At 45.7% G+C, this 23,717-nt stretch carries 17 protein-coding genes; 14 read left to right on the forward strand and 3 right to left on the reverse strand.

The window, feature by feature from the left end; all coding sequences use genetic code 11:
* Nucleotides 1-111: 111 nt before the first annotated feature.
* Nucleotides 112-1,092 carry an Hsp33 family molecular chaperone HslO gene (hslO, locus tag ACT3TH_RS06600; protein ID WP_444755048.1) on the reverse strand — a complete coding sequence of 327 codons (981 nt, stop codon included), beginning with the start codon at nt 1,090-1,092 and terminating at the stop codon, nt 112-114.
* 387 nt (nt 1,093-1,479) lie between these two features.
* Here hslO and ACT3TH_RS06605 point away from each other — a divergent pair, with 387 nt between their 5' ends.
* The 12 genes from ACT3TH_RS06605 (at nt 1,480) to ACT3TH_RS06660 (ending at nt 16,365) form a co-directional block, all read left to right on the forward strand.
* Nucleotides 1,480-2,472, forward strand: coding sequence for a glutamate/aspartate ABC transporter substrate-binding protein (locus ACT3TH_RS06605; RefSeq protein WP_444755049.1), 993 nt, complete (start codon nt 1,480-1,482; stop codon nt 2,470-2,472).
* Between the two features lie 97 nt (nt 2,473-2,569).
* Nucleotides 2,570-3,316: an amino acid ABC transporter permease gene (locus tag ACT3TH_RS06610; RefSeq protein ID WP_444755050.1), complete on the forward strand. Its 747-nt coding sequence runs from the start codon at nt 2,570-2,572 to the stop codon at nt 3,314-3,316.
* The gene (locus ACT3TH_RS06615) at nt 3,313-3,984 is read left to right on the forward strand and encodes an ABC transporter permease subunit (RefSeq protein WP_444755051.1); all 672 of its coding nucleotides are present in this window, start codon (nt 3,313-3,315) and stop codon (nt 3,982-3,984) included. The genes ACT3TH_RS06610 and ACT3TH_RS06615 overlap by 4 nt, the downstream gene beginning before the upstream one ends.
* Before the next feature lie 175 nt (nt 3,985-4,159).
* Nucleotides 4,160-4,879 (forward strand): amino acid ABC transporter ATP-binding protein, encoded by a 720-nt coding sequence (locus ACT3TH_RS06620; RefSeq protein WP_444755124.1) that lies wholly within the window; start codon nt 4,160-4,162, stop codon nt 4,877-4,879.
* Nucleotides 4,880-5,213: 334 nt separating this feature from the next.
* A complete protein-coding gene (locus ACT3TH_RS06625) occupies nt 5,214-6,470 on the forward strand; it encodes an FAD-dependent oxidoreductase (RefSeq protein ID WP_444755052.1) in 1,257 nt (418 codons plus the stop codon).
* A gap of 308 nt (nt 6,471-6,778) precedes the next feature.
* Nucleotides 6,779-8,533 carry an AMP-binding protein gene (locus ACT3TH_RS06630; protein ID WP_444755053.1) on the forward strand — a complete coding sequence of 585 codons (1,755 nt, stop codon included), beginning with the start codon at nt 6,779-6,781 and terminating at the stop codon, nt 8,531-8,533.
* 113 nt (nt 8,534-8,646) lie between these two features.
* Nucleotides 8,647-10,257 (forward strand): carboxyl transferase domain-containing protein, encoded by a 1,611-nt coding sequence (locus ACT3TH_RS06635; protein ID WP_444755054.1) that lies wholly within the window; start codon nt 8,647-8,649, stop codon nt 10,255-10,257.
* Nucleotides 10,258-10,426: 169 nt separating this feature from the next.
* Nucleotides 10,427-11,239: an enoyl-CoA hydratase/isomerase family protein gene (locus ACT3TH_RS06640; protein ID WP_444755055.1), complete on the forward strand. Its 813-nt coding sequence runs from the start codon at nt 10,427-10,429 to the stop codon at nt 11,237-11,239.
* Nucleotides 11,240-11,367: 128 nt separating this feature from the next.
* Nucleotides 11,368-13,452, forward strand: coding sequence for an acetyl/propionyl/methylcrotonyl-CoA carboxylase subunit alpha (locus tag ACT3TH_RS06645; RefSeq protein WP_444755056.1), 2,085 nt, complete (start codon nt 11,368-11,370; stop codon nt 13,450-13,452).
* A 14-nt stretch (nt 13,453-13,466) separates the two neighbouring features.
* Nucleotides 13,467-14,387 carry a hydroxymethylglutaryl-CoA lyase gene (locus ACT3TH_RS06650; protein WP_444755057.1) on the forward strand — a complete coding sequence of 307 codons (921 nt, stop codon included), beginning with the start codon at nt 13,467-13,469 and terminating at the stop codon, nt 14,385-14,387.
* A 187-nt stretch (nt 14,388-14,574) separates the two neighbouring features.
* Entirely contained in the window at nt 14,575-15,762 is a 1,188-nt protein-coding gene (locus ACT3TH_RS06655) for an isovaleryl-CoA dehydrogenase (protein WP_444755058.1), read from the forward strand.
* A 123-nt stretch (nt 15,763-15,885) separates the two neighbouring features.
* Nucleotides 15,886-16,365 carry an energy transducer TonB family protein gene (locus ACT3TH_RS06660; protein ID WP_444755059.1) on the forward strand — a complete coding sequence of 160 codons (480 nt, stop codon included), beginning with the start codon at nt 15,886-15,888 and terminating at the stop codon, nt 16,363-16,365.
* 82 nt (nt 16,366-16,447) lie between these two features.
* Here ACT3TH_RS06660 and ACT3TH_RS06665 read toward each other — a convergent pair whose 3' ends face one another.
* Nucleotides 16,448-17,176: a pantothenate kinase gene (locus tag ACT3TH_RS06665; RefSeq protein WP_444755060.1), complete on the reverse strand. Its 729-nt coding sequence runs from the start codon at nt 17,174-17,176 to the stop codon at nt 16,448-16,450.
* Between the two features lie 84 nt (nt 17,177-17,260).
* Nucleotides 17,261-18,271 (reverse strand): biotin--[acetyl-CoA-carboxylase] ligase, encoded by a 1,011-nt coding sequence (locus ACT3TH_RS06670; protein ID WP_444755061.1) that lies wholly within the window; start codon nt 18,269-18,271, stop codon nt 17,261-17,263.
* Between the two features lie 304 nt (nt 18,272-18,575).
* Here ACT3TH_RS06670 and ACT3TH_RS06675 point away from each other — a divergent pair, with 304 nt between their 5' ends.
* Both ACT3TH_RS06675 and ACT3TH_RS06680 read left to right on the forward strand, forming a co-directional pair.
* Nucleotides 18,576-19,511, forward strand: a complete 936-nt coding sequence (locus tag ACT3TH_RS06675) for a hypothetical protein (protein WP_444755062.1) — start codon at nt 18,576-18,578, stop codon at nt 19,509-19,511.
* A gap of 72 nt (nt 19,512-19,583) precedes the next feature.
* Nucleotides 19,584-23,498, forward strand: coding sequence for an AAA family ATPase (locus tag ACT3TH_RS06680; protein WP_444755063.1), 3,915 nt, complete (start codon nt 19,584-19,586; stop codon nt 23,496-23,498).
* The last annotated feature ends 219 nt before the right edge of the window (nt 23,499-23,717 follow it).

Genomic DNA, 23,717 nt, shown 5'->3' on the forward strand with positions numbered 1-23,717 from the left:
CGTTTTATATCTCCTTTCTAAGAAACTCACAATGAAAAAAACAGAAAACCCCCAAGCATCACACTTAGGGGTTTTTCAATATACGTTTAAACTTAAATCTTTCGTAAAAAATCAATCAGCAAATATCGCTGCCACATCGTCTTTATTAAATTTATAGACTTCACCGCAAAATCCACAATCCATCTCAAACGTACCGCCTTGCTCTTCAACGATTTCCAATGCTTCGGCTTCACCAATTTGCTCGATTGCCATCTCACATTTCTCGCGTGAGCAGGTGCAACCAAATGACAAAGCAATAGGGTCGGGCGCGACGACATTTTCTTCATGGTACAAGCGATAAAGAATTTCGTTGGTATCAAGCGTGTTCAGCTCTTCTGCTTTGAGTGTGCGTGTTAAAACACTCAAGCGTATCCATAAATCATCATCGATACCAGCATCTTCATTTTGCTCAACTTCATAAGTTTCCTCAGCGGTACGAGGCAGCATTTGTACTAATATCCCGCCAGCCTGCAAGCCATCAGAGGCCAAATTAATCAGCGTTGGAATCTGCGCCGACTGCTTTTGGTAATGAGCCAAGCAATCCGCCAGATTGTCGTGACTACGCTCAACGATGCCTTGATACGGCTCGCCGCCTTCAGGCTGAATATTGATAAACAATACACCTTGTCCGGGTGCGCCCAGCTCTGCAAATGCTTCTTTGGCATGCGTCATATTGTCCCACGCTTGCACTTGCTCTTCGGTCTCACCTTTCCAGCTAGCAAGCGCGCGAATAACGCCGTCTTGGTCGCATTCTGCCATCGCCCAATTGAGCAAACTATCGCTGTCTGATGACTGAAGTTGGATGGACAGATGGCCATTGATTTTAACAGTACCGATAAGCAAACTTGCCGCCGTCAGCATCTCGCCCAATAAGCGCTTGATGGCTTCGGGGTAGGGCTTTTGAGCGATTGTGCTGGCATAGCTGCGTGATAGGCGTACCACGTCACCGCGTACAGGTGAGTCTTTTATAAAGAAGCGTTGGCGTACATCGTTGCTGTTATGGTTGTCAGCGGTTTGGTTGTCCATATTGGGGACTTGAGTATCTTGAGTCATAGGTCATTTGTAGTATTAAGAAGTTGTTAGGTTTATGGGGATTCATCGTGATTTATCAATTGCCACTTGCAGATTGATGCGCGGTTAAACTGTATTTGTTAAAGAGAAATAACGCTATGAATTCATTAAATAATGATAAGTATCGTTGATCTTAACGCCTATTTTATTGCGTAGTGACTAAGCAAATAATCAGTAAAAAATAAAATGTCATTCTCATTAAAAAAAATTTCCCTACGCTTGTTAATTTGTTGTACAGTAACATTAAGTTGCATTATGATAAACACCAGCAACAACCACAGGGATGCGTGGCAATAAGGTCGATGATTATGACCTGTGTCGTCAAAGCACTCATTCAATCTTGTGTAATGTGATAAAAGGATGTATTTCATGAGTTATTTATTCTCCAAACCGTTGACGTTGGCTGCTTTTATGGCGCTTGGCTTAGCTGGTTGTAATAACAGCAACCAAACTGCTACTGAGACTGCACCAGCAGAAGGCGAAACCGCATCAGCGACGACAGAACCTGCCGCGAACACCAACGGCACGCTCCAAAAAATCAAAGACTCTGGCACCATCGTTGTCGGTCACCGTGACTCTTCTATTCCTTTTTCTTATATTGCTGATGATCCAAATCAGCCTATCGGCTATGCACACGATTTAGAGATGAAAGTGGTCGAGGCAGTTAAAGAAAAGCTTAATATGCCAGACCTCAAAATCCGTTATAACTTGGTAACCTCGCAAACTCGTATTCCTTTGGTACAAAACGGCACGGTCGATTTTGAGTGTGGCTCAACCACCAACAACGAAGAGCGTCAAAAACAAGTCGCGTTCTCTAATGGTTTCTTTGAAATCGGTACGCGTCTATTAACCAAGAACGATTCAGGCATCAAAGATTTTGCTGATCTAAAAGGCAAGACTTTGGTCACAACGGCAGGTACAACGTCAGAGCGTTACATCCGCCAGTACAATGACGACAACAAGATGGATATGAATATCATCTCAGCAAAAGACCATGGCGAAGCCTTCTTGATGCTAGAAAATGGCCGTGCTGATGCCTTTATGATGGATGATGTCTTGCTGGCTGGCGAAAAAGCCAAAGCAAAAAATCCAGATGAGTGGGTTATTGTAGGCGAGCCGCAGTCATTTGAGATTTATGGTTGTATGATGCGTAAAGACGACCCTGAGTTCAAAGCGGTGGTCGATGAAGCACTTACCAATGTCTTTAGCTCAGGCGAGATTAATAGCATTTATGACAAGTGGTTCACGAACCCAATTCCACCAAAAAATGTCAATCTAAACTTTGAGATGTCTGACAACTTAAAAGCATTGATTGCCAATCCGCATGACAGTGCTCAGCCAAAAGCAGCGGCAGCACAATAAGCCCTTTGTCTTTCAATATAGCGTCGCTTACGCGCCAGACTGACACTATAGTCAGTCTGGCGCGTCGGCTTTTCAATCGTTGCTCGGAGAGACAATCATGAATTATAGCTGGAACTGGGGTGTGCTCTTTGAGCAAACTGGTATCGGTAACGAGCTTTATATCCATTGGATGATTACCGGTCTTGGCTGGCTGTTATTGATTGGTAGTATTGCTTGGGTTATCGCCATGGTCGTGGGTACGATCTTTGGCATTATGCGCACTTTACCCAATAAGACCGCACGTGCCATCGGTACGGCTTATGTGACGTTTTTTCGCAATATTCCACTGCTTGTTCAGCTGTTTTTTTGGTTTTATATTGCGCCAGGCTGGCTCACCCCTGCGATTCAAGATTGGTGGTATAAGGATTTATCACCCAATACGTCAGCCATGCTTTCAGCCAGTATTGGTCTTGGTTTATTTACCGCCGCTCGTATCGTTGAGCAGGTACGTACTGGTATTGAATCGTTGCCCGCTGGACAGGTCAATGCCGCTTACGCACTTGGCTTTAGTATTCCGCAGGTCTATAAAGAAGTATTGCTGCCACAAGCCTTTCGCATCATCTTGCCACCACTCAGCTCTGAACTAACCAACTGCTTTAAAAACGCATCTGTCGCATCGCTGGTCGGAGTAATGGAGCTGATTAGCCAAACCAAGACTATCAGTGAATATACCCAAAATAGCATTGAGATTTATACGTACGCGACGATTATTTATCTTGTGTTCAATCTGTCTTTGATTGCAATTATGGGTTTGATTGAGCGTAAGCTGCGCGTGCCTGGACTGATTGCAGGAGGTCAGAAATGAACATGATGACCGAGTTGGCAACAGCCTATCCGGGTTTGATGGGCGGTATGCTCACCACCTTAAAAGTGCTGGTTCTGGCAATTATTGGCGGTATCAGTTTAGGGACAGTGTTGGCATTAATGCGCTTATCTGGTATTAAAGCGCTCGAAGTCCCTGCCAAGCTGTATGTGAATTATTTTCGTTCAGTACCACTGCTATTAGTACTGTTGTGGTTTTACTTTGCCGTACCGATGATTTATTTTTGGATAGCGGGTAAGTATCTACAACTCGATGCCGCATTTGCGTCTTGTGTGGTTGCCTTTATGATGTTTGAGGCCGCTTACTTCTCAGAAGTGGTGCGGGCAGGTATCCAGTCTATTGGTAGTGGACAGGTCAATGCAGCTAAAGCCTTGGGGATGACTTATGGGCAGACCATGCGTCTGGTGATTTTGCCACAAGCCTTTCGCAAGATGCTGCCATTGCTGTTGCAGCAGTGTATTATTTTATTCCAAGACACAACGCTGGTATTTGCCATTGGTTTGACAGATTTTTTCCGCGCAGCCTACGTTCGCGGTGAGCTGATGGGTTTGCTTACGCCTTATATCTTGGGTGCTGGTGCCGTTTATTTTGTCATCAGCTTGAGTGCTTCTATTGGCGTACAACAGCTGCAAAAGCGTTTAAGATTTTAGTAATCTCTTCGATGCTTTTGCGCGTTAAGACTTTTATTTTATAACTATTAGTAGTAAAAACTATCGAAAATAATGTGGTTAGGAGCCAGTGATGAGCAATGCTGATACGTATATAAATGCTTTTGGTGGACTGGTCACCAATAATGGTCATGCGAGTGACGAGATAGTCATTCAGATGAGTGAGGTCAGCAAATGGTATGGTGACTTCCAAGTGCTAAAAGACTGTACTGCCCACGTCCATAGAGGCGATGTGGTTGTCGTTTGTGGCCCATCGGGTAGTGGTAAGTCAACTTTGATTAAGACTGCTAACGGGCTTGAACCTTTTCAAAAAGGTAAGATCACGGTTAATGACATCTCTGTTGGTGACCCAAAAACCAATTTGCCAAAATTGCGTAGCCGTGTCGGAATGGTGTTCCAGCACTTTGAGCTGTTTCCGCATTTGACCATTATTGACAATTTGACAGTCGCGCAAATCAAGGTGTTGGGACGCAAAGAGGATGAGGCCAAGAAAAAGGCCATGGCATATCTAGACCGCGTTGGCCTGACAGTACAAGCGGCGAAATACCCTGCCGAGTTGTCTGGTGGTCAGCAGCAGCGGGTAGCGATTGCTCGCGCACTTGCGATGGATCCTGTAGCAATGCTGTTTGATGAGCCAACCTCTGCGCTTGATCCTGAGATGATTCAAGAGGTGCTTGATGTGATGGTGGAGCTCACTCGTGATGGCATGACCATGATGTGTGTGACTCACGAGATGGGCTTTGCCAGTCAGGTAGCCAATCGGATCATTTTTATGGATGAAGGTAATATCGTCGAAAACTGTAGTAAAGATGAGTTCTTTGAAGGCGCAAAAAGTGATCGCGCGCAATTGTTCTTATCGAAGATTTTGAATCATTAAAAAATAGTTTTAATATTTCAATTAAAGAGTGCTTGATGTAGTTTAAAAAGAATATAGTGCTGTTGGGATGAATTTTACGTAGCCTTTGCATCGACAGCAAGCAAGGAAAATTTATACCAGCAGCACTGGCTATTGAGTTATTGCTCTTGTTTTGTCCGACTGTATTTACAAAATAACTGATAAAAAGCGTCTATTTATAGGCGTTTTTTTGTGGATATAAATGTCTGCATTTGGATGTGCTGGAATGTTAAGGTGAGTGACTATCTGTTTACTGATACAATAGCCCTCAATATTTTTATAATTAAAATAATTCATAAATGATAGTGGAGCTTATATGAGCGTAGAAAATTTGGCCGCAACCCAAAATAATGCTAACGGTATCGTAATCATTGGTGCAGGCTTGGCAGGTTGGCACGTCATTGATGCCATTCGTGCAAAAGACAAAGACGTTCCCATCACGTTGATTACGACTGACAGTGGCGATCGCTACCATAAGCCAATGTTGACCATGGCAATCAGTCAAAACAAACGCGCTTCTGACTTGGTGCGAGCGACGGGTGTTGATGCGGCAGCGGCGGCACAAGTGACGCTACTTGCCAACACCCATGTTGTAGACATTGATCCTGCGGCGCAAACCGTACAACTTGCTGCGACTGAACAGGTAGACACGCCCGCTGTTTTCACCTATGACAAGCTGGTATTGGCAGTGGGAGCGCATCCTATTTTTCCAAAAAGTCTACCAGAGGATTTGGTCTGGCATGTCAACCACATTGAGCGCTTCGGGCAGCTCCAAGAAAAGCTAGCCACAGGCAGTCAGCACGTCGCCATCGTCGGGGCTGGTATGGTTGGCACTGAGATTGCCGAAGACTTGCTCAAAGCAGGGCATCAAGTGACATTGATTGATCTAAATGATGCGCCACTCTCGCAAATGCTGCCGCCAAAAGCAACGGCTCGTATCGCTCAGGCCGTAAAGTCACAAGGCATTAACTTCTTGGGCGGGTATCAGGTATCTAGCGTCAGTCGTATTAATAATAGCGGTAGTGACAATGACAATGACGATGAAATCAAAGGCAAGCTGCAAGTCCGCTATGAGCCAGTACCATCGACAACAGAAAATGCAGATGCTAAACAACCTGCAACCTTGATCGTCGATCATGTCATTGCCAGTACGGGTCTGACCGTTGATGACACCTTACCAACCGCCGCGGGTATTGATTATAACCGTCGCACTGGTATCGTGGTGGATGCACCAACGCTGCGTACCACGGCGGATAACATTTATGCTATTGGCGACTGTATGTCGATCAATGGGGTTGCCTGTCGTTATGTAGCACCATTACGCGCGCAGGCTGCGACCATCGCGGATGATATCTTAGGTCTAGAGCACGGTGGTTATGATCACAAGCCACCGATGATTCGCCTAAAAAACAAAGCCATCTCTGTGATGGCAACGGGCACACCGCAGGCTCAGGGTAATTGGCAAGTCACGAGTGAAAACGATGATGAACTTATCATGGAACTGCTTGATGACAATAATGACATCAGCGCTACAGTGACCATCAAAATGCCCCCAACGCCGAAAGCGCCTTAACACTCAAAGCTTGATTAGACAAACTCTAAACTCGCTGATTTACAGCTAGTTTTAACGGCTAAGCCAGCCATACTCGACATAGTATGGCTGGCTTCTTTTTGTCAAATATTTGCCATGTTGTTGTGTTATCTTTGACTGAACCACTATTTTTGACTCTAATTAAATGATACGTACTGTATTGATATGATTGACAGGCTTTCATCGATGGCGGTATAGTAGCTAACGCTATGTAAGACTTGTTCAAGGAAGAGTGATTTGTCTACAGGCCATCCATAAGCACCATAAAAAGTAAAACGAAAGGACTCGTTATGACTCATACCCCCGATCTCGATACCATTCTTAAAAACATTCCAAGTGTCAATATGGGCGCGCGCTCGGCAAATGCGCCTCTCACCCAAAGCTATGACAAAGGCCCTGATGTACCGCTGATTGAAGCGACCATCGGTGATTTTTTTGATGCCATCGTATCCAAATATCCTGAACGTGAAGCATTGGTCGTGTGCCATCAAAACATTCGTTGGACATATCATGAGTTGCAACAACAGGTCAATCAGTTGGCAAGTAGTATGATTGAGATGGGGCTTGAGATTGGAGATCGTATCGGTATTTGGTCGCATAATAATGCTGAGTGGCTATTGATGCAGCTAGCAACTGCAAAAGTTGGCGTGATTCTCGTCAATATCAATCCTGCTTATCGGACGTTTGAGTTGCAATACGCCTTGAATAAATTGGGCTGCTCGGCGCTTGTGCTTATGCGCCACTTTAAGAGCAGCGATTATGCCAGTCTTATTCGCGAGTTGTGTCCTGAGATATATCATAAAAATTATACGCAGCTTGATTTGGTCGAGATTCCAACGATTGAGCGCATTATTTGGATTGATGAGCCAGACAGCGATGAAGACTTTGGCTTTATGCAAAAGTTTTCCGCATGGATGGGTGAGGGCGATGCCAATGATCCGCGCGTGGCAGAGCGTCAAGCCCAGCTTAAAAACACGGATGCCATCAATGTGCAGTTTACCAGTGGCACGACTGGCACACCAAAAGGCGCGACTTTAAGCCATCGCAATATCCTAAATAACGGTTACTTTATCGGTGAGGCCATGAACCTCAGTGAGGAAGACAGGCTGTGTATTCCTGTGCCGCTGTATCATTGTTTTGGCATGGTACTTGGCAACCTAGCCATCTTAACGCACGGTGGTTGTATCGTTTATCCAAATGATGGGTTTGAGCCATTATCCGTTTTGCAAGCAGTTGAAAAGGAAAAATGTACCGGTTTGCATGGCGTGCCAACGATGTTTATCGCGGAGCTGGATCATCCTGAATTTGAGAGTTTTGATTTGTCGACTTTGCGTACGGGCATTATGGCAGGTTCCAGCTGTCCGATTGAAGTCATGCGCCGCGTCATTGATAAGATGCATATGCAGGAAGTCACCATCGCTTATGGCATGACCGAGACCAGTCCGGTTTCCTGCCAAACCAACGAACATACGCCACTTGAGAAGCAAGTATCGACCGTAGGGCTTGTTCAACCTGCGCTTGAAGTTAAAGTGATCGATACAGAGACAGGTGAGATTGTACCGCTAGGCGAGACGGGTGAGCTATTGACCCGTGGCTATTCTGTGATGAAAGGCTACTGGGGCAGCCGTTTTAAAACGCGCGAGGCAATTCAAGATGGCTGGATGCATACGGGTGATTTGGCAACGATGGACGAGGACGGTTATGTCAAAATCGTTGGTCGTAGTAAAGACATGGTCATTCGTGGCGGCGAAAACATCTATCCCGTAGAAATCGAAAACTATCTATACCGTCATCCCAAGATTCGAGACGTACAAATCGTTGGCGTGCCAGATGAGCGTTATGGCGAAGTACTGGCTGCGTGGATCATTCCAAAAGAACCCGGCTGCTTGACCGAAGAAGAGGTGCGTCAGTTCTGTCATGAGCATATCGCCCATTATAAAGTGCCAACCTACTATCGCTTCGTGACCGAGTACCCGATGACCATTACTGGCAAAATTCAGAAGTATAAAATTATTGAACAGATGAAAGAAGAGTTGGGTTTATAGAAAGCAGTTATCGGGTCTATTGCTGCAAAGCTTTGGTATGAATAAAAACTAACACGATGAGTAAAGACTAAAATTAAAAAATACTCGCATTTATGTATTAAAAAAGGGATGTCATGAGCGCTATCATAACCAGTAAACTGAGTCCAAACGCAAGCGACTTTCAGCAAAACCGCGCCGCTATGCAAGCGGTGGTCGATGACTTGTATGTACATCTACGCAAAGTCGCTCAGGGTGGGTCAGAGAGGGCACGAGCCAAGCATTTAGCACGGGGCAAACTGCTACCTCGCGAGCGTGTGGAGCAGTTGCTAGACGTCGGTACGCCATTCTTAGAAGTGGCGCCCATGGCAGCGCACGGTATGTATGGTGAAGACATTCCAGCGGCTGGCGTGATTGCGGGTATCGGACGCATCAATGGCACTGAGTGCATGATTGTCTGTAATGATGCCACCGTAAAAGGCGGTACTTACTTTCCGATGACGGTCAAAAAACATTTGCGCGCACAAGAGATTGCGCAAGAAAACCATCTGCCATGTGTTTATTTGGTCGATTCTGGTGGTGCCAATTTACCCAATCAAGATGAGGTGTTCCCAGATAAAGAGCATTTCGGTCGTATCTTCTTTAATCAAGCCAATCTCAGTGCCGCAGGTATTCCGCAGATTGCAGTAGTAATGGGCAGCTGTACGGCGGGCGGCGCTTATGTACCAGCGATGAGCGATGAATCCATTATTGTCAAAGACCAAGGCACTATCTTTTTGGGTGGGCCGCCATTGGTAAAAGCAGCAACGGGTGAAGAAGTCACCGCAGAAGATTTGGGTGGCGGCGATGTACATACTCGTCTGTCAGGCGTGGTTGATCATTTGGCACAAAACGACACCCATGCGTTATCAATCGCACGCAATATCGTCAGCCACCTAAACCGTCCAGCCAAACACATCCCCAATCAAATCAAGCCACGTCCGCCGCGTTATGATGCCAAAGAGCTGTACGGCGTGATTCCAACCGACAAACGCAAGCCATTTGATATCAGAGAAATCATCGCTCGTGTTGTCGATGACAGTGCCTTTGACGAGTTTAAAGCGCGTTTTGGAACGACGTTGGTTTGCGGCTTTGCCCATATTGAAGGTATGCCAGTCGGCATTATCGCCAACAACGGCATCTTATTTAGTGAGTCGGCACAAAAGGGCACTCACTTCATTGAGCTGTGTTGTAAACGCAAAATCCCTTTAATCTTTTTGCAAAATATCACCGGTTTTATGGTCGGTCGCAAATATGAAAACGAAGGCATTGCGCGTCATGGTGCCAAGATGGTGATGGCCGTGGCCAATGCTAAAGTGCCAAAATTTACCGTCATCGTCGGTGGTTCATTTGGCGCGGGCAACTACGGTATGTGCGGCCGCGCTTATAGCCCGCGCTTTTTATGGATGTGGCCAAATGCTCGCATCTCAGTCATGGGCGGTGAGCAGGCAGCATCCGTATTGGCCACAGTCAAACGGGACAACTTTGACCGTAAAGGCGAGGCGTGGAGTGAGGAAGATGAAGCGGCCTTTAAAGCGCCTATCCGTGAGATGTATGAAGAGCAAGGTCATCCTTATTATGCCACTGCGCGTCTGTGGGATGATGGCGTGATTGATCCTGCTGACACCCGCAATGTCCTTGCACTGGGGTTGAGCGCCGCTTACAACGCACCGATTGAAGAGACGACGTACGGTGTGTTTAGAATGTAGTTGTTTATATAACTGTTTGTCTGAAAAACGCTATTGGCTATGTCCGTCATCAAGAAGTCAAAATTTATGTTTATATTGGCGTATGTTAAACAAACGGGGCTGAGAAAATAGAATCTCCCAGCTATACAATTCTTATTAGAACATAACAATATGAAAGAAAGAGAGAGTCATGCAAAAAGAGACGAATAACTATAAAAGCCTATTGGTTAATATCGAACAATATGTGGCGACTGTGACGCTAAATCGTCCTGAGATACGTAATGCCTTTAATGATGAGATGATTGCAGAACTGACAGACGTTTTTGATAGTTTGGGCGCGAACGGTGAGGTACGGGTCATTGTTTTAGCGGCGGCTGGAAAGACGTTCTGTGCGGGCGCTGACCTTAACTGGATGCGTGAGATGGCAGATTATAGTTACGAAGAGAATCTCGCCGATGCTGAAAAATTGGCGCAAATGCTCAAAACCATTTATGAATGCCCCAAGCCAACGGTTGCGGCTATTCAGGGCGATGTCTATGCAGGCGGTATGGGGTTGGTGGCCGTTTGCGATGTGGCCATTGCGGTTAATATCGCAAATTTTTGTCTCAGTGAAGTGCGTTTGGGATTGGCACCTTCGACGATCAGCCCTTATGTCATAAAAGCGTTGGGTGCTCGCGCCTCACAGCGTTATTTCTTAAGTGCCGAGGTTTTCGATAGCAAAAAGGCACGTCAATTAGGCTTTATTCATGAGCGCGTCAGCGAAGAGTCGCTTGAGGATGTGGTAGCGACGTTTTGCGCCAAAATGGTCAAAAACAGTCCTGATGCGGTCAAGACTTGCAAGCATTTATTACATGAAGTCGCAGGTGCGCCCATCACTGACGAATTGATTGCCGATACTGTCAGAAGCATTGCTGATATCCGTTCGTCAGAGCAAGGCCGCGAGGGCGTACAAGCATTTTTGCAAAAACGTAAGCCCAACTGGCTGACGAAAGACAACGCATAAAAAAGCGTTTGGTAAATTAAGAAGGTATGAGCAATAAATGCTGTCTTGTATAAAACAGGTACATGCACTCATCAGGATTTACTTTTATTGTTGATAATCAATAAAAACGACAAGAAACAGGGATAGTTATGTTTACTAAAATTCTAATCGCCAACCGTGGTGAGATTGCTTGCCGAGTAGCGGCGACTGCCAAGCGCTTGGGTATCCGTACCGTCGCTGTTTATTCTGATGCCGACCGTGAGGCAAAGCATGTGGCTGTTTGCGATGAAGCGATTTATTTGGGCGGTTCAGCACCCAAAGACAGCTATCTAAAAGGCGATGCTATCATTGCAATTGCCAAAAAAACAGGTGCACAAGCAATCCACCCAGGTTATGGATTTTTAAGTGAAAATGCGGACTTTGCGCAAGCTTGTCAAGATGCCGATTTGGTCTTTATCGGTCCCTCAGCTGAGGCTATCCGTGCGATGGGTGGCAAGTCTGAGTCCAAACGCTTAATGGAAACTGCTGGTGTGCCATTGATACCGGGTTATCATGGTGACAATCAGGATGCAGAATTTTTGCAGCAGCAAGCAGATAGTATTGGCTATCCTGTCCTCATCAAAGCGAGTGCTGGCGGTGGCGGTAAAGGTATGCGTATCGTCGAGCAAAGCCGTGACTTTGCTGATCTTCTAGATTCCTGTCACCGTGAAGCGATTACCAGTTTTGGCAATGATCAAGTACTGGTTGAAAAATATGCGCTAAAACCACGCCATATCGAGATCCAAGTGTTTGGTGATACGCATGGTAATTATGTGCATCTGTTTGAGCGGGATTGCTCAGTGCAGCGTCGCCATCAAAAAGTATTAGAAGAAGCGCCCGCACCCGGCGTAGATGCCGCCATGCGTGAAGCGATGGGCACAGCGGCGATTGAAGCCGCGCGGGCGGTAAATTACGTTGGCGCAGGTACGGTTGAGTTTATCGTTGAGCAGCGCGAAGGCTCGATGAATTTTTATTTTATGGAGATGAATACGCGGCTACAAGTTGAGCACCCTGTGAGTGAAGCCATTACAGGCGTTGACTTGGTCGAGTGGCAATTATTGGTAGCAGCAGGACAGCCGTTACCCAAAACGCAAGACGAACTGGCGATTAACGGTCATGCGATTGAGGCGCGTATCTGTGCTGAAAACCCTGACAACAATTTCTTGCCAGCGACAGGTACATTATTCACTTATCAAAAACCTGAACACAGTACCTTTGAGATTGATGATGTGCGTATCGATGATGGCGTGCGCGAGGGCGATGTCATTAGTCCGTTCTACGACTCTATGATTGCCAAACTGATCGTCCATGCGCCCACGCGCGAGCAAGCGTTGGCGAGACTCGATCGGGCGCTTGCACAAACGCGTATTGTAGGTTTACCAAACAACGTGGCGTTTTTGCGCTATATTCTCAATACGGATTCGTTTAGCAACGCCAACCTAGATACCGCATTGATTGAGCGCGAGCGTGAGGTGCTTTTTAATCAGCATCCGCTTACCCTATCGACATTGGCGGTGACAGCGATTGTTCAGCAGCTTGCCAGTGAAGCGGCAGCGCAAAGCGTGGATTCTGATCCGTTTAGTAAAGCAACAGGCTTTCGAGCCTATAGTGATTACACAAGATCGTTCCACTTGGTTTATGATGAGCAGTCTTACCGCGCTCGTATCAGTGATTGGCACAATGCTAAAGACATTAATGGCAAAAAGGGCGCGAACACTCTCAGTCACTTTGATCTCATTATTGAGAAAGGCATCGACAACAAAGACGAGCCAGCAGAGACAGTTTATGAAGGGCAAATCAGCTATGTCAGCACTGATGCTCACAACCATACTCTATGGTTAGAGAACGCCCGTATCAGTGCCCAAAGCTGGGTACATAATGAGACAGTCTATGTCTTTACCGATATGGGACGTGATGAAATCACCTTGATTGATATCATGGCGCATGTGGGCGAAGACACAGCGGCTGTCGGCAGCTTAAAGTCACCGATGCCGGGACAGGTAGTGGCCTTTAAAGTTGCTGTTGGCGACACGGTCAAAAAAGGCGAACCACTTGCCGTCATCGAAGCCATGAAAATCGAGCATACCATTACTGCGCCGACTGATGGTGTGGTAGCAGAGCTATTATTTTCAGCAGGCGATGTGGTTGCAGATGGTGATGAGTTACTGCGTATTGATAGTGAAGAAAGTGAGTAATAAGGACAATAAAAATGAGTATTTCATACCCAGATCACGTTTCAATCGTTGATGTCAGTCCACGTGATGGCTTACAAAATGAGTCCATGACAGTGCCGACGGCGGTTAAACAAGCACTGATCGATGATTTGATCGCGGCAGGTGTTAAAAAGCTTGAAGCGACCAGTTTTGTGTCGCCAAAATGGGTGCCGCAAATGGGTGACAACAGCGCGCTGCTCGAAGCACTAGCTCCCACACGTCGTGCAGAAGTTTGTTATTCGGTACTGGTGCCAAATATGCGCGGCTTTGACAATGCGATTGCGTACCGCCCAGATGAAATCGTCATTTTTGGCTCAGCCAGCGAATCATTTAGTCAAAAAAATATCAACTGTAGTATCGATGAAAGTATTGAACGTTTTGCACCTGTTGCAGCGGCGGCTAAAGCACAAGGCATTAAGGTACGCGGCGTTATTTCTTGTACGGTTGGTTGTCCTTATGAAGGCGAGATTGATCCCAGCCAAGTGGCCTATGTGACCAAACGTTTGGTAGAGATTGGCTCAGAACAAATTGGCATCGCTGATACCATCGGTGTCGGTACGCCACTCAAAGTACAGCGGGCGCTACAAGCAGCACTTGAGTATGCCGATATTACGATGCTGTCAGGCCATTTTCATGATACCTACGGTCAAGCCTTGAGTAATACTTTGGCCGCTTTACAAATGGGTGTTAGGGAGTTTGACACGTCCGTCGCTGGACTGGGCGGCTGTCCGTATGCCAAAGGCGCCACGGGTAATGTCGCCACTGAAGACGTGGTCTACATGCTGCATGGCATGGGTATCACCACGGGCATTGATTTAGACAAATTGGTCGTTGCAGGCGAGCGCATCAGTGCGTTCTTGGGACGTGCAAATGGTTCCAACGTGGCTCGCGCCTTAATTAATAAGCGGCAGTCTTAACTAACAGATTGATTACTATAAAGGCCTTATGGCATGGATTCTTTGTAACTGGGATGAATTCTTCTCGCTTGCTGTACCGCTGTCGACAGAGGCTTCGAAAAATTCATCCCAGCTCCATTTGCTATGTTTGCCTTAAAACGTTTTAACTTTATGAATAAATTAAAATACCAAAAAACAAGGAATGGTTATGAGTTTACTTGGATTGAATTTTCAGTTGGGTGAAGACATCGATGCGTTACGCGATGTCGTCCAGCAGTTTGCCGCTAATGAGATCGCCCCGCGTGCCAACGAGATTGATAGCAGTGATGAATTCCCTATGGATTTGTGGCAAAAGATGGGAGAAATTGGTCTACACGGCATCACCGTTCCTGAAGAGTACGGCGGCTCGAACATGGGCTACGTCGCACACATGGTGGCGATGGAAGAAATCAGTCGCGCCTCTGCCTCCGTTGCACTCAGCTATGGTGCACATTCTAATTTATGTATCAATCAAATCAAACGTAATGGCTCTGAAGCGCAAAAACAAAAGTATCTGCCAAAACTTATCAGCGGTGAATTCATTGGGGCGCTGGCAATGAGTGAGACGGGCGCTGGCTCAGATGTTGTTAGTATGAAGTTAAGAGCAGAAGAAAAAGACGGTCATTACGTGCTAAACGGCAGCAAAATGTGGATTACCAACGGTCCTGATGCCGATGTAATGGTGGTCTATGCTAAAACCAATCCTGAGCTGGGCGCGAAAGGCATGACGGCTTTTATTATTGAAAAAGGCATGGCAGGTTTTGGCACAGCGCAAAAGCTAGACAAGCTTGGCATGCGCGGTAGTCATACGGGTGAGATGACCTTTAACAATGTTGCAGTGCCAAAAGATAATATCCTAGGCGGACTAAACGAGGGCGTTAAAGTACTGATGAGCGGGCTGGATTATGAGCGTGCCGTACTGGCCGCAGGTCCCATCGGCATCATGCAAGCGGTGATGGACAACGTCGTGCCTTATATTCATGATCGTAAACAATTTGGTCAAGCAATTGGCGAGTTTCAGCTGATTCAAGGTAAAGTCGCTGACATGTATACGATATTGCAAGCAGGACGCAGCTTCTTATATACGGTGGGCAAAAACCTCGATATGTTGGATGCGCGCGGTGCCGGTCACAGCAGAGAAGTGCGTAAAGATTGTGCCAGCGTGATCTTATGGTGTGCCGAAAAAGCCACATGGATGGCAGGCGAGGGCATTCAAATATTTGGCGGTAATGGCTATACCAATGAGTATCCACTCGGTCGTTTTTGGCGTGATGCCAAGCTGTACGAGATTGGCGCGGGCACCAGTGAGATTCGCCGTATGCTGATTGGCCGTGAGCTGTTTAATGAGACTAAATAACTATTAAAAGCTGTTTAAAACCTAACTTTTATCGAATAATTTTTGTTTTAAGGTATTGGAGTGTGTTACGTTATGCATAGGATGCGTCGCACACTTCAATGACTTAATATAAAAGATTTTATCATGACTAGTAAATTACATACTAAACACATCTTTAACACCCTTCATAAGTTTATCAAGTACTCAAAAAATATTACTAGGCACAGTTTATTAGCTGTCTCATTTGCATTTCTCACTTGTATAGCAAGTACGATGACGGCACAGGCAGAGTTGATTGATTTGTCTGATTCAGAACCAGTGATTCAACTATCTACTCAAGATGCTAATTGGCTGATAAAGCCAAATTTTAGAATTAATGAGCGTTGTCTAAGACATCTAAATAACAGAACTGAGCTTAACGCTTTATTAAGTTTTATGACTGATGAGCAAGGCAAGATAATCAGTGCAGAAGTTATCAAAAGTAGTGGCGATGCTTGTATTGATGAAATGGCACTCAAGCAAATAAGAAGAGGGCAACTAAAGCCTTTGACTTTTAAAGGAGATAAAGTAAAGATTCGAGTCACTTTACCACTGAAATTTGTGATAAGGGATTGGGAAGATTAGATACCGTTAGTAATTGTAAAAAAGCAGTACGCCTTATACGTACTGCTTTTTTTATTCTCAATGTAAAAGTATTTTTTGAGTATTAAGACTGTTTGGTATGGTCAAAATAACGCGCCAGCCCATTTAACAATAAATCATCGCGCAGACGCACTGGGCGATTGATGTGCTGGGCAATAATAGGTGCGTCACCGCCCGTCATAATCAGTTCAAAGTTTGGATGTCGATGGCTAATTTCATTGATTGCCCCGACAATCGATAATAGTATCCCGCGATGTACGGCATCTTGTGTGGTCAGCCCTTGGCCAATACTATCAAACGTGCCATTAGAAATGGTGATTTGCTTGGTGCCGGAAAACAACGACTCACGTTGCAAATAGATGCTCGGAAAAATATAACCGCCCAAATGCTCAGCATGATCAATCAAATCAATCGTTACTGCCGTACCGCAGCCGATGATACATTGTCGTTTTTTCTTATCGACGGCGCCCAGCATTTGTAGCCAGCGATCACAGCCCAACTGCTTGTCATTATAAGCGCTCTTCATCAGCGGATGCGCGGCATCGACATGAACAAACTCAAATGGCGTATTCAGACGACCCAACGTATCTGAGACTTTAAGATTCAGATCATTACCCAACACAGAAGATATGCCAATAAAGTCGGGGGCGTAACGCTCAAACCGATCGGTTAGACCCATTAATAATTCGGCAGGCGCTTGTAGATGCTGTTTGGCATCATGTGCGACTATCTGTCCGATATCGTCGGTGAGCCAATATTTTAGACGAGTGTTACCAAGATCAAGCCAGAGCATAAAATTCCCTTTATATACAGTGAACCAATTATCAATAAACCAAGTGGATACTTGACTCACGTGAGTGCTCGCCAAATAAGCGGTTTAAGCTTGATGCATAACGTCAATGCGTCCGGTAAAAAGCGCAGAAATCTTACCGTTATCTTGGCGCAATTGCAAACATCCGTGTGTATCGATACCGCAGGCTTGCCCTGTCACCATTTGGCCTGCCTCATTATTATCTTGAGTAACGCGTAAGCGCAGACCAGCCAATGCGTCCATAGAATCAAACTGCTTTAAAAAGCTGTCCAAGTAATACGTATGACCTGTGGGTTTTTCCAGTGCCATATGTTCAAAGCGAGTCATCGCCGCTATTAACGCCTTGCTCATTTGCTGATAGAGCACGCGTAAGCTTGGTAGATTGATAGCCTCTGCCTTTGGCGTTAGCAATTCACAAATATCTTGCAAGCTAATAGCTTGGTAACTCATCCCTTCGGAGGTTTGCACGGTCAGTTTTGGTGCGGCTTTTACATTGAGACCCACACCTATCACGATGCCAACCAATTTACCAGATTGTGTCACTGGCTCTATCAAGATGCCTGCTAGTTTATGAAAGGGCAGCTTTTGTGCGTCTGATTCAGGATTATCTAAAGCGGATTGGCGGTCAAATTGATGATGACTTTGGTCTCCGACTTGATTATTAGACGGCTTTGAAAGCTGATAAAAGCCCAAATCATTGGCCCATTTTACACCAATTGGTATCAGACCTTGCGCCTGTAACTGCTCATTTAACGATTGGATAACCGGCATTTTTGCTAGCTCAACACCAATGATTAACGACAACAATCCGCTAATGGGCATATGCACGGGGTGATATAGCGACAGATAGACATTGCCGCGCGGTGACTGCCATGAGCGTCCGTGTTGACCGCGACCTGAGCTTTGGGTTTCGGCGGTCAATAAGTGCATTTGCGTCTGATCTAAAGTGCCAGCTTGCACCGCGGCAATAAGCTCGCTATTGGTAGAGCCACTACTCACAAGATGACGATGGTTAAGCTCGGGCAAATGGTCAAGCGTAAGCGATTCAGATTCGTATATACAGTCAGGTAGCGGCATAAATTTGGTCGATGTGATGGATTTGAGATTGGTGAAGAATATAGAGTAAACAGCATAAAGGTCGGTTTATAATTTGGCAAATATAATTCATTGAGCATTTGCGTCAGTTACTGCAACAAAAAAATTTAGATAAAGAAAATTTTGAGAAAGCTTACAGGTTAAGGAGGATTAAATGAGCGATGTTATAGGTGAGGTTGGTGACTTCAATCACGTTTGCAGTTAGTGATTGTTGAGTAGAATTGGATTAAGATAAGTTCTTAGATAGTAATACACATAAAATTGTTAAATTGGAATGATTATTGGTATGAAAGCTGCAGAAAAATATCGCCGTGTTTTTGGGTCAATCGAACATCTAAAAGAGTCATTACCATGGACTATGGGTTTGTCCAACATGGTAGAATTTTTGGTATGGGAACCACAGCGTGTGCTTGGTGTTAGTAAAAAACAATATGTACGTCAAATTATCGAATGGGCGAGAGCTCCAGAACTGGAAGATAAAGATTTAAAAGAAATAGAGAGCGTAGTTAGCAAAAAACTTAATCAAAAAATGAGTGAGTCTGAGCAATTAGATACTTATTCAGGGCAAACGGTAGGCATCTGTAATGCTAGAGAAGCAGTACGCCGAGTAAAGTTTTTTTCTGAGGATTATCTGAATAAAGAGTTCGATATTTTCTTAAATCTGTGTAGCGATCACTATTTAGATCAGTTTTATGGGCAATTCATCAGCTTCGATCAAGGTGGCTTGTGGTCAACACACGGTAATAGTGGTATTTTTGAATTCAGTACAGAGCTAAAAGCCATGTTTATGGACAATTTAGCCTACAACCATCAAGCGAACATATTGGTTGCTAATGAACTTAAGCTTAACGGTAAGAAAAATGTTGATCAGATTTTAAAGTATTGTTTAATGTATGAACACCTATTAGAAAAAGGCTTTATTAATGAAGGCGCAAAGTTTTTATTATTGTTTATTGGTAATAATATACTAGGAGCAGACAAACAGTGTCTCGTGGCCCAAGAAATCGCAATGTGTCAAAAGAAGCCTAAAAAATATAAAAATTTGCTGAGAGAGGAGTTGCTAGAGGTTGTTATGCAATCAGAAGTTGCAAGTATTACGTGGTCATCACTGATTGAGTTCAATTATCGCTATTTAACAGAAAATGACCTCTGCCAAGTAGAACAGAAACTGCTACGAGGATTTAATCAAAGCCTGCAATCAAAATCGTTTATGCATTTATAATGTTAACCCTAAAAACCCACCACAATTTCAGGTAGAATAGCCGCCTGTTTTTGCTAAGTTCATCGATTATTCATGCGTTTAAAATCTCTAAAACTGGCAGGCTTTAAATCCTTTGCCAATCCAACGACTTTTACCTTTCGTCATGGTATTACCGCCATCGTCGGGCCGAACGGCTGTGGCAAATCCAACGTGATTGATGCCATTCGCTGGGTACTGGGCGAGACTTCCGCCAAGCAACTGCGCGGCGGCGCGATGAGCGATGTCATCTTTGCAGGCACGCAGGACAAAGCCGCCAAAAGCGTTGCTAGCGTCGAGCTGATATTTGAGCACACGCAAGATGAGCAAAACGGCATTCGCCATGAGTTCAATCTTTATCAAGAGTTGTCCGTGCGCCGTCAAGTGAATTTGGAGGGACGCTCAGATTACTTCATCAATGGCACGCGCTGTCGCCGCCGTGACGTGGTCGATGTATTCTTAGGGACAGGGCTTGGCGCGCGCAGTTATGCCGTCATTGAGCAAGGTATGATTGGGCGTATTGTGGACTCGAGTCCCTTGCAGCTGCGTGAGTTTATCGAAGAGGCAGCTGGGGTGTCGCGCTATCAAGCACGCCGTGAAGAGACCCAAAAAAAGCTAGAGAGAACCCAAGAAAATTTAGCCCGTTTGCATGACATGCAAAGTGAGTTGGTGCGTCAACAAAAAACCTTATCGAAGCAAGCCGCCAGTGCCCAGCGTTATGAAGAGCTGGCTTTAACGCTTGCAGACATCAAGCAACAGCTTGCCATTCAACAACTGTATCAGGCCAAACACAATCAGCAGCAGCAGAAAATCGCTCATGAGCACAGCACAGCTGAGGTTGCAGCTTTGCAAGCTGAATATGAAGCGTTAAAGACTAAGCAAGACAAGCTTGCCGCCCACATCAACCAAGAACAATGGTTAAAAGACGATGCCCAAAGCGCCCATTATCAGCAGCAGCTGAACCACCAACAATCCATACATCAACTGAGCGATGCAACCTCTCAGTTGACAGCGATTGAGCAGCAGCTGGCAAGCGTAGATCAGCAGCGCGAGCAAGCCGTGGATGAGATTGATAAGCTAAAAGCTGAGCAAGCTGACCAGCAAAATATACTAGAAGCCTTGCGTCCACGACTCACTGAATTAACAAATAAGCGCGAAGCTTACCGGCGCAACGAGCAACCATTACAGCGCGCATGGCACGACGCACAAAATCAATTATCACGCTTACAAGACAACGCGCGTACGCTTGAACAGCAGCAAGCCATCAATACCCAGTCGCAAAAACGCCATCAACAAAGTTATGATAAATGGCAACGTCGTCAGCAGAATTGGCAGAATCTGTGGCAGCAATTAGCCCAGTCCGTATCGATGCATGATAAGGCCAACGAGCAGACGGACGTAAAAAATTTCCAGCAGACGTTAGAGTTGCAAATCAATGAGTTGAATAAACAATTGCAGCAGATTGAGCGCCAGCAAGACAGCGTCGATGAGCGCTTGTCTGAGTTGCAACCGCAAGCGCACCATTTACAGCAAACTTTGAAGGTACAGCAGCGCGAGTTGAGTGAGCATGAAAAACGTCATGCGTTATTGGCAGGTGAGTACGATACCTTGCATCAGATACTGCATCCCAAGCCTACGCCAAAATCGCAACAGCAAACCAATCATGCAGAAGCGAGCTTAGAAAATAACCTCACCAATAACTATAATGAGCTTGCCATCACGACTTTGCGCGAGCAAATTGAGCTGAGTCCAAAAGGACAAGAGCAAGCCGCGCTACTTGATAGCGTACTCTCGCTTTGGCTGGACAGTCATCTGTTGGTTACCAATCAAATTAATCAATTAAGCGTTGATAACACTAATGAAAACTCGCAAAAGGTGTCGAGCTTGTGGCAAACACTTGAACCCAATGTAGCGGATTTATTGACGTACCAAACGCAGCAGAACCTGCGCTCTAATACACCCAATAAGTTATCTATAAAGAGTGGTCATAGCTTGTGGCTATCGGCTAAGCAAAGTGAGACAAAAGGAAGCGCGTTTATTGCCACTTTGCCAGAGACAGTGATCGATAAAGTATGGCCTTTGTCTGAGCTGATAGTGAAGCCCACTTTGGCGCTTTGGCAGCAGTGTTATGTATACGCAGCAGAATCTGACTCAGATGATAAAACAACGCTTAAAAATGTCTTAAAAGCCTTACCCTCATCAGCCATTTTGCTCACCACTGACGGTTGGCTCATCAGTCGCCAAGGAACGATCAATCTCAGCAAATTTGCTGGCACGCAAAACGATCAAAGCAGCCAGTTCTTGACGCAGCGCTTGCAGCAGCGTATTCGTTTGCAAGCGTTAGAAGACATGCTTAATGAAATCGAAACCAGCATACAAGACCAGACAAAATCTATCGCCAAAAGCCAACGTGACTATGATGCCTTAACGGTGAATGTAGAAGAAACGCGCGCTCAAATTGAGCAATTGACTCGTGATAAACATCAGTGTCAGCAAAAGCTTACCACCAAGCAAGCCAATGCTGAGCGCCTGAGCGCCGATAGCCTGCGTCTTAATAGTGACAAAGTAGCGCTCGAGCAAGAGCAGCACGAGTTGGCGCAAGAGCAGCAAATGCTGAGTCAAGAGCAGCAGCATATTGACAGCGAGATCGCAGCGCTGACACCCAAAATAGCCGAGGCGCGGACGACCAGTCAGCAGTTGCAAGCTGAGCGCAGTGAGATAAATCGCGCGCGCCAATCAGACGAAGATGCTTGGCAAGCATTGCAGCTTCGCATTCAGCAAAGCGAGATGCGGCTTGAACACAGTGTCAACAGTCTCGCACGAGCAACCGAGCAGCATGAGCAGTCGCTACAAAGTGAGCAACGTCTAAAAGTCAGTTATGAGCAACAGCAGAATAAACTGCCAGCGTTGCAAGAGGCATTGCAAAAAGCACAGAGCGCGCGTGATGAACAGCAAGCTTTGTTAATAGAACGCGAGTCTGTATTGAGCGCGCTTAAGCAAAATTATGCTCAGCAGCAAACGCTGCTGGAGACGCAACAAGAGACGCTACAAAGCCAGCAACGCGCGCTTGCGCAGCACGCCACCGATCTGGCGCTGAGCGCAGCACGTTTGGACGATGCTAGTCGTCACACACAAGAGGCTATAGCAGCATATTCTAGTGTGAGTAATAAGCATAAAGCGCCATCCGATTTACCCAAGCAAACGCTGAGTGTCTCTAATCTGTTGGCAGATTTTATTGTGCATGATCGCCGTGTGCGGCCAGATAAAATTGCTGAGCTTGAAAAAGAACATGCCACGCTTGAGCAGCAGTTGAGTAAGATTGGCGCGGTCAATCTCGCGGCTGTGGCAGAATTGGCAGAGGTCAATGAGCGTCTAGAGCCACTTGAGCAGCAGACGACAGACATTGCTGCGAGTATGGAAACTTTGACTCAAGCGATTGCGTCAATTGATGAGACGACCAAAACCTTGTTTATGCAAACGTTAGAGGCGGTCAATCAAGAACTGTCCAATTTGTTTGCCAAAGTCTTCGGCGGCGGGCAAGCCAGTCTAACTTTAAACACAGATGATATGCCAGCCAATATCCCCGCAGATAAACACAAGTCAGAGCAATGGCGGGCAGGACTTACATTGATGGCGCAGCCAAAAGGCAAGCGTAATAGCCGTCTTGCTGTGCTTTCAGGCGGCGAAAAAACCCTCACGGCCTTGAGCTTAATTTTTGCCATATTTAAGCAGCATCCCGCACCGTTTTGTGTGCTTGACGAAGTCGATGCACCGCTTGATGATGCCAATGTCGCTCGTTTTACCAGTTTAATTTACGAGTTGGCGGACGATTTGCAGTTCATTTTTATCAGTCATAACAAGCTGACCATGCAGATTGCGGATGAGTTAAAAGGCGTTACCATGCCAAGCGCTGGTATTTCTACTTTGGTCAGCGTCTCGCTCGATGAGGCCGCGCGTTACGTTTCTGATTAATGCTATTTCTGACTAAGTGCATTTCTGACTAAATGCGTTGTTGATTAGCACCAATGACTATGAGTACCGATGATTATTAGTAAGAATAATTATTAGCAATAATGACGTCGTTGATTGGTATAAATAACGAAATGATAGCAGGGATTGCTATGATACAGTTACGGTTTAGATGGTAAGGTCACGCAAGTGTGTCGGGCTGACGATAAACGATGACTATAT

Source organism: Psychrobacter sp. AOP22-C1-C5, assembly GCF_052378885.1.
In the GTDB taxonomy this organism is placed as follows: Bacteria; Pseudomonadota; Gammaproteobacteria; order Pseudomonadales; family Moraxellaceae; genus Psychrobacter.

What these genes read in the sequence shown, in the direction of transcription:
- ACT3TH_RS06605 (WP_444755049.1), top strand. Translation starts at nt 1,480, where the DNA reads ATGAGTTATTTATTCTCCAAACCGTTGACGTTGGCTGCTTTTATGGCG.
- ACT3TH_RS06660 (WP_444755059.1), top strand. Translation starts at nt 15,886, where the DNA reads ATGACTAGTAAATTACATACTAAACACATCTTTAACACCCTTCATAAG.
- ACT3TH_RS06635 (WP_444755054.1), top strand. Translation starts at nt 8,647, where the DNA reads ATGAGCGCTATCATAACCAGTAAACTGAGTCCAAACGCAAGCGACTTT.
- ACT3TH_RS06640 (WP_444755055.1), top strand. Translation starts at nt 10,427, where the DNA reads ATGCAAAAAGAGACGAATAACTATAAAAGCCTATTGGTTAATATCGAA.
- ACT3TH_RS06625 (WP_444755052.1), top strand. Translation starts at nt 5,214, where the DNA reads ATGAGCGTAGAAAATTTGGCCGCAACCCAAAATAATGCTAACGGTATC.
- ACT3TH_RS06610 (WP_444755050.1), top strand. Translation starts at nt 2,570, where the DNA reads ATGAATTATAGCTGGAACTGGGGTGTGCTCTTTGAGCAAACTGGTATC.
- ACT3TH_RS06620 (WP_444755124.1), top strand. Translation starts at nt 4,160, where the DNA reads ATGAGTGAGGTCAGCAAATGGTATGGTGACTTCCAAGTGCTAAAAGAC.
- ACT3TH_RS06630 (WP_444755053.1), top strand. Translation starts at nt 6,779, where the DNA reads ATGACTCATACCCCCGATCTCGATACCATTCTTAAAAACATTCCAAGT.
- ACT3TH_RS06650 (WP_444755057.1), top strand. Translation starts at nt 13,467, where the DNA reads ATGAGTATTTCATACCCAGATCACGTTTCAATCGTTGATGTCAGTCCA.
- ACT3TH_RS06645 (WP_444755056.1), top strand. Translation starts at nt 11,368, where the DNA reads ATGTTTACTAAAATTCTAATCGCCAACCGTGGTGAGATTGCTTGCCGA.
- ACT3TH_RS06615 (WP_444755051.1), top strand. Translation starts at nt 3,313, where the DNA reads ATGAACATGATGACCGAGTTGGCAACAGCCTATCCGGGTTTGATGGGC.
- ACT3TH_RS06655 (WP_444755058.1), top strand. Translation starts at nt 14,575, where the DNA reads ATGAGTTTACTTGGATTGAATTTTCAGTTGGGTGAAGACATCGATGCG.
- ACT3TH_RS06665 (WP_444755060.1), bottom strand. Translation starts at nt 17,176, where the DNA reads ATGCTCTGGCTTGATCTTGGTAACACTCGTCTAAAATATTGGCTCACC.
- ACT3TH_RS06680 (WP_444755063.1), top strand. Translation starts at nt 19,584, where the DNA reads ATGCGTTTAAAATCTCTAAAACTGGCAGGCTTTAAATCCTTTGCCAAT.
- hslO (WP_444755048.1), bottom strand. Translation starts at nt 1,092, where the DNA reads ATGACTCAAGATACTCAAGTCCCCAATATGGACAACCAAACCGCTGAC.
- ACT3TH_RS06670 (WP_444755061.1), bottom strand. Translation starts at nt 18,271, where the DNA reads ATGCCGCTACCTGACTGTATATACGAATCTGAATCGCTTACGCTTGAC.
- ACT3TH_RS06675 (WP_444755062.1), top strand. Translation starts at nt 18,576, where the DNA reads ATGAAAGCTGCAGAAAAATATCGCCGTGTTTTTGGGTCAATCGAACAT.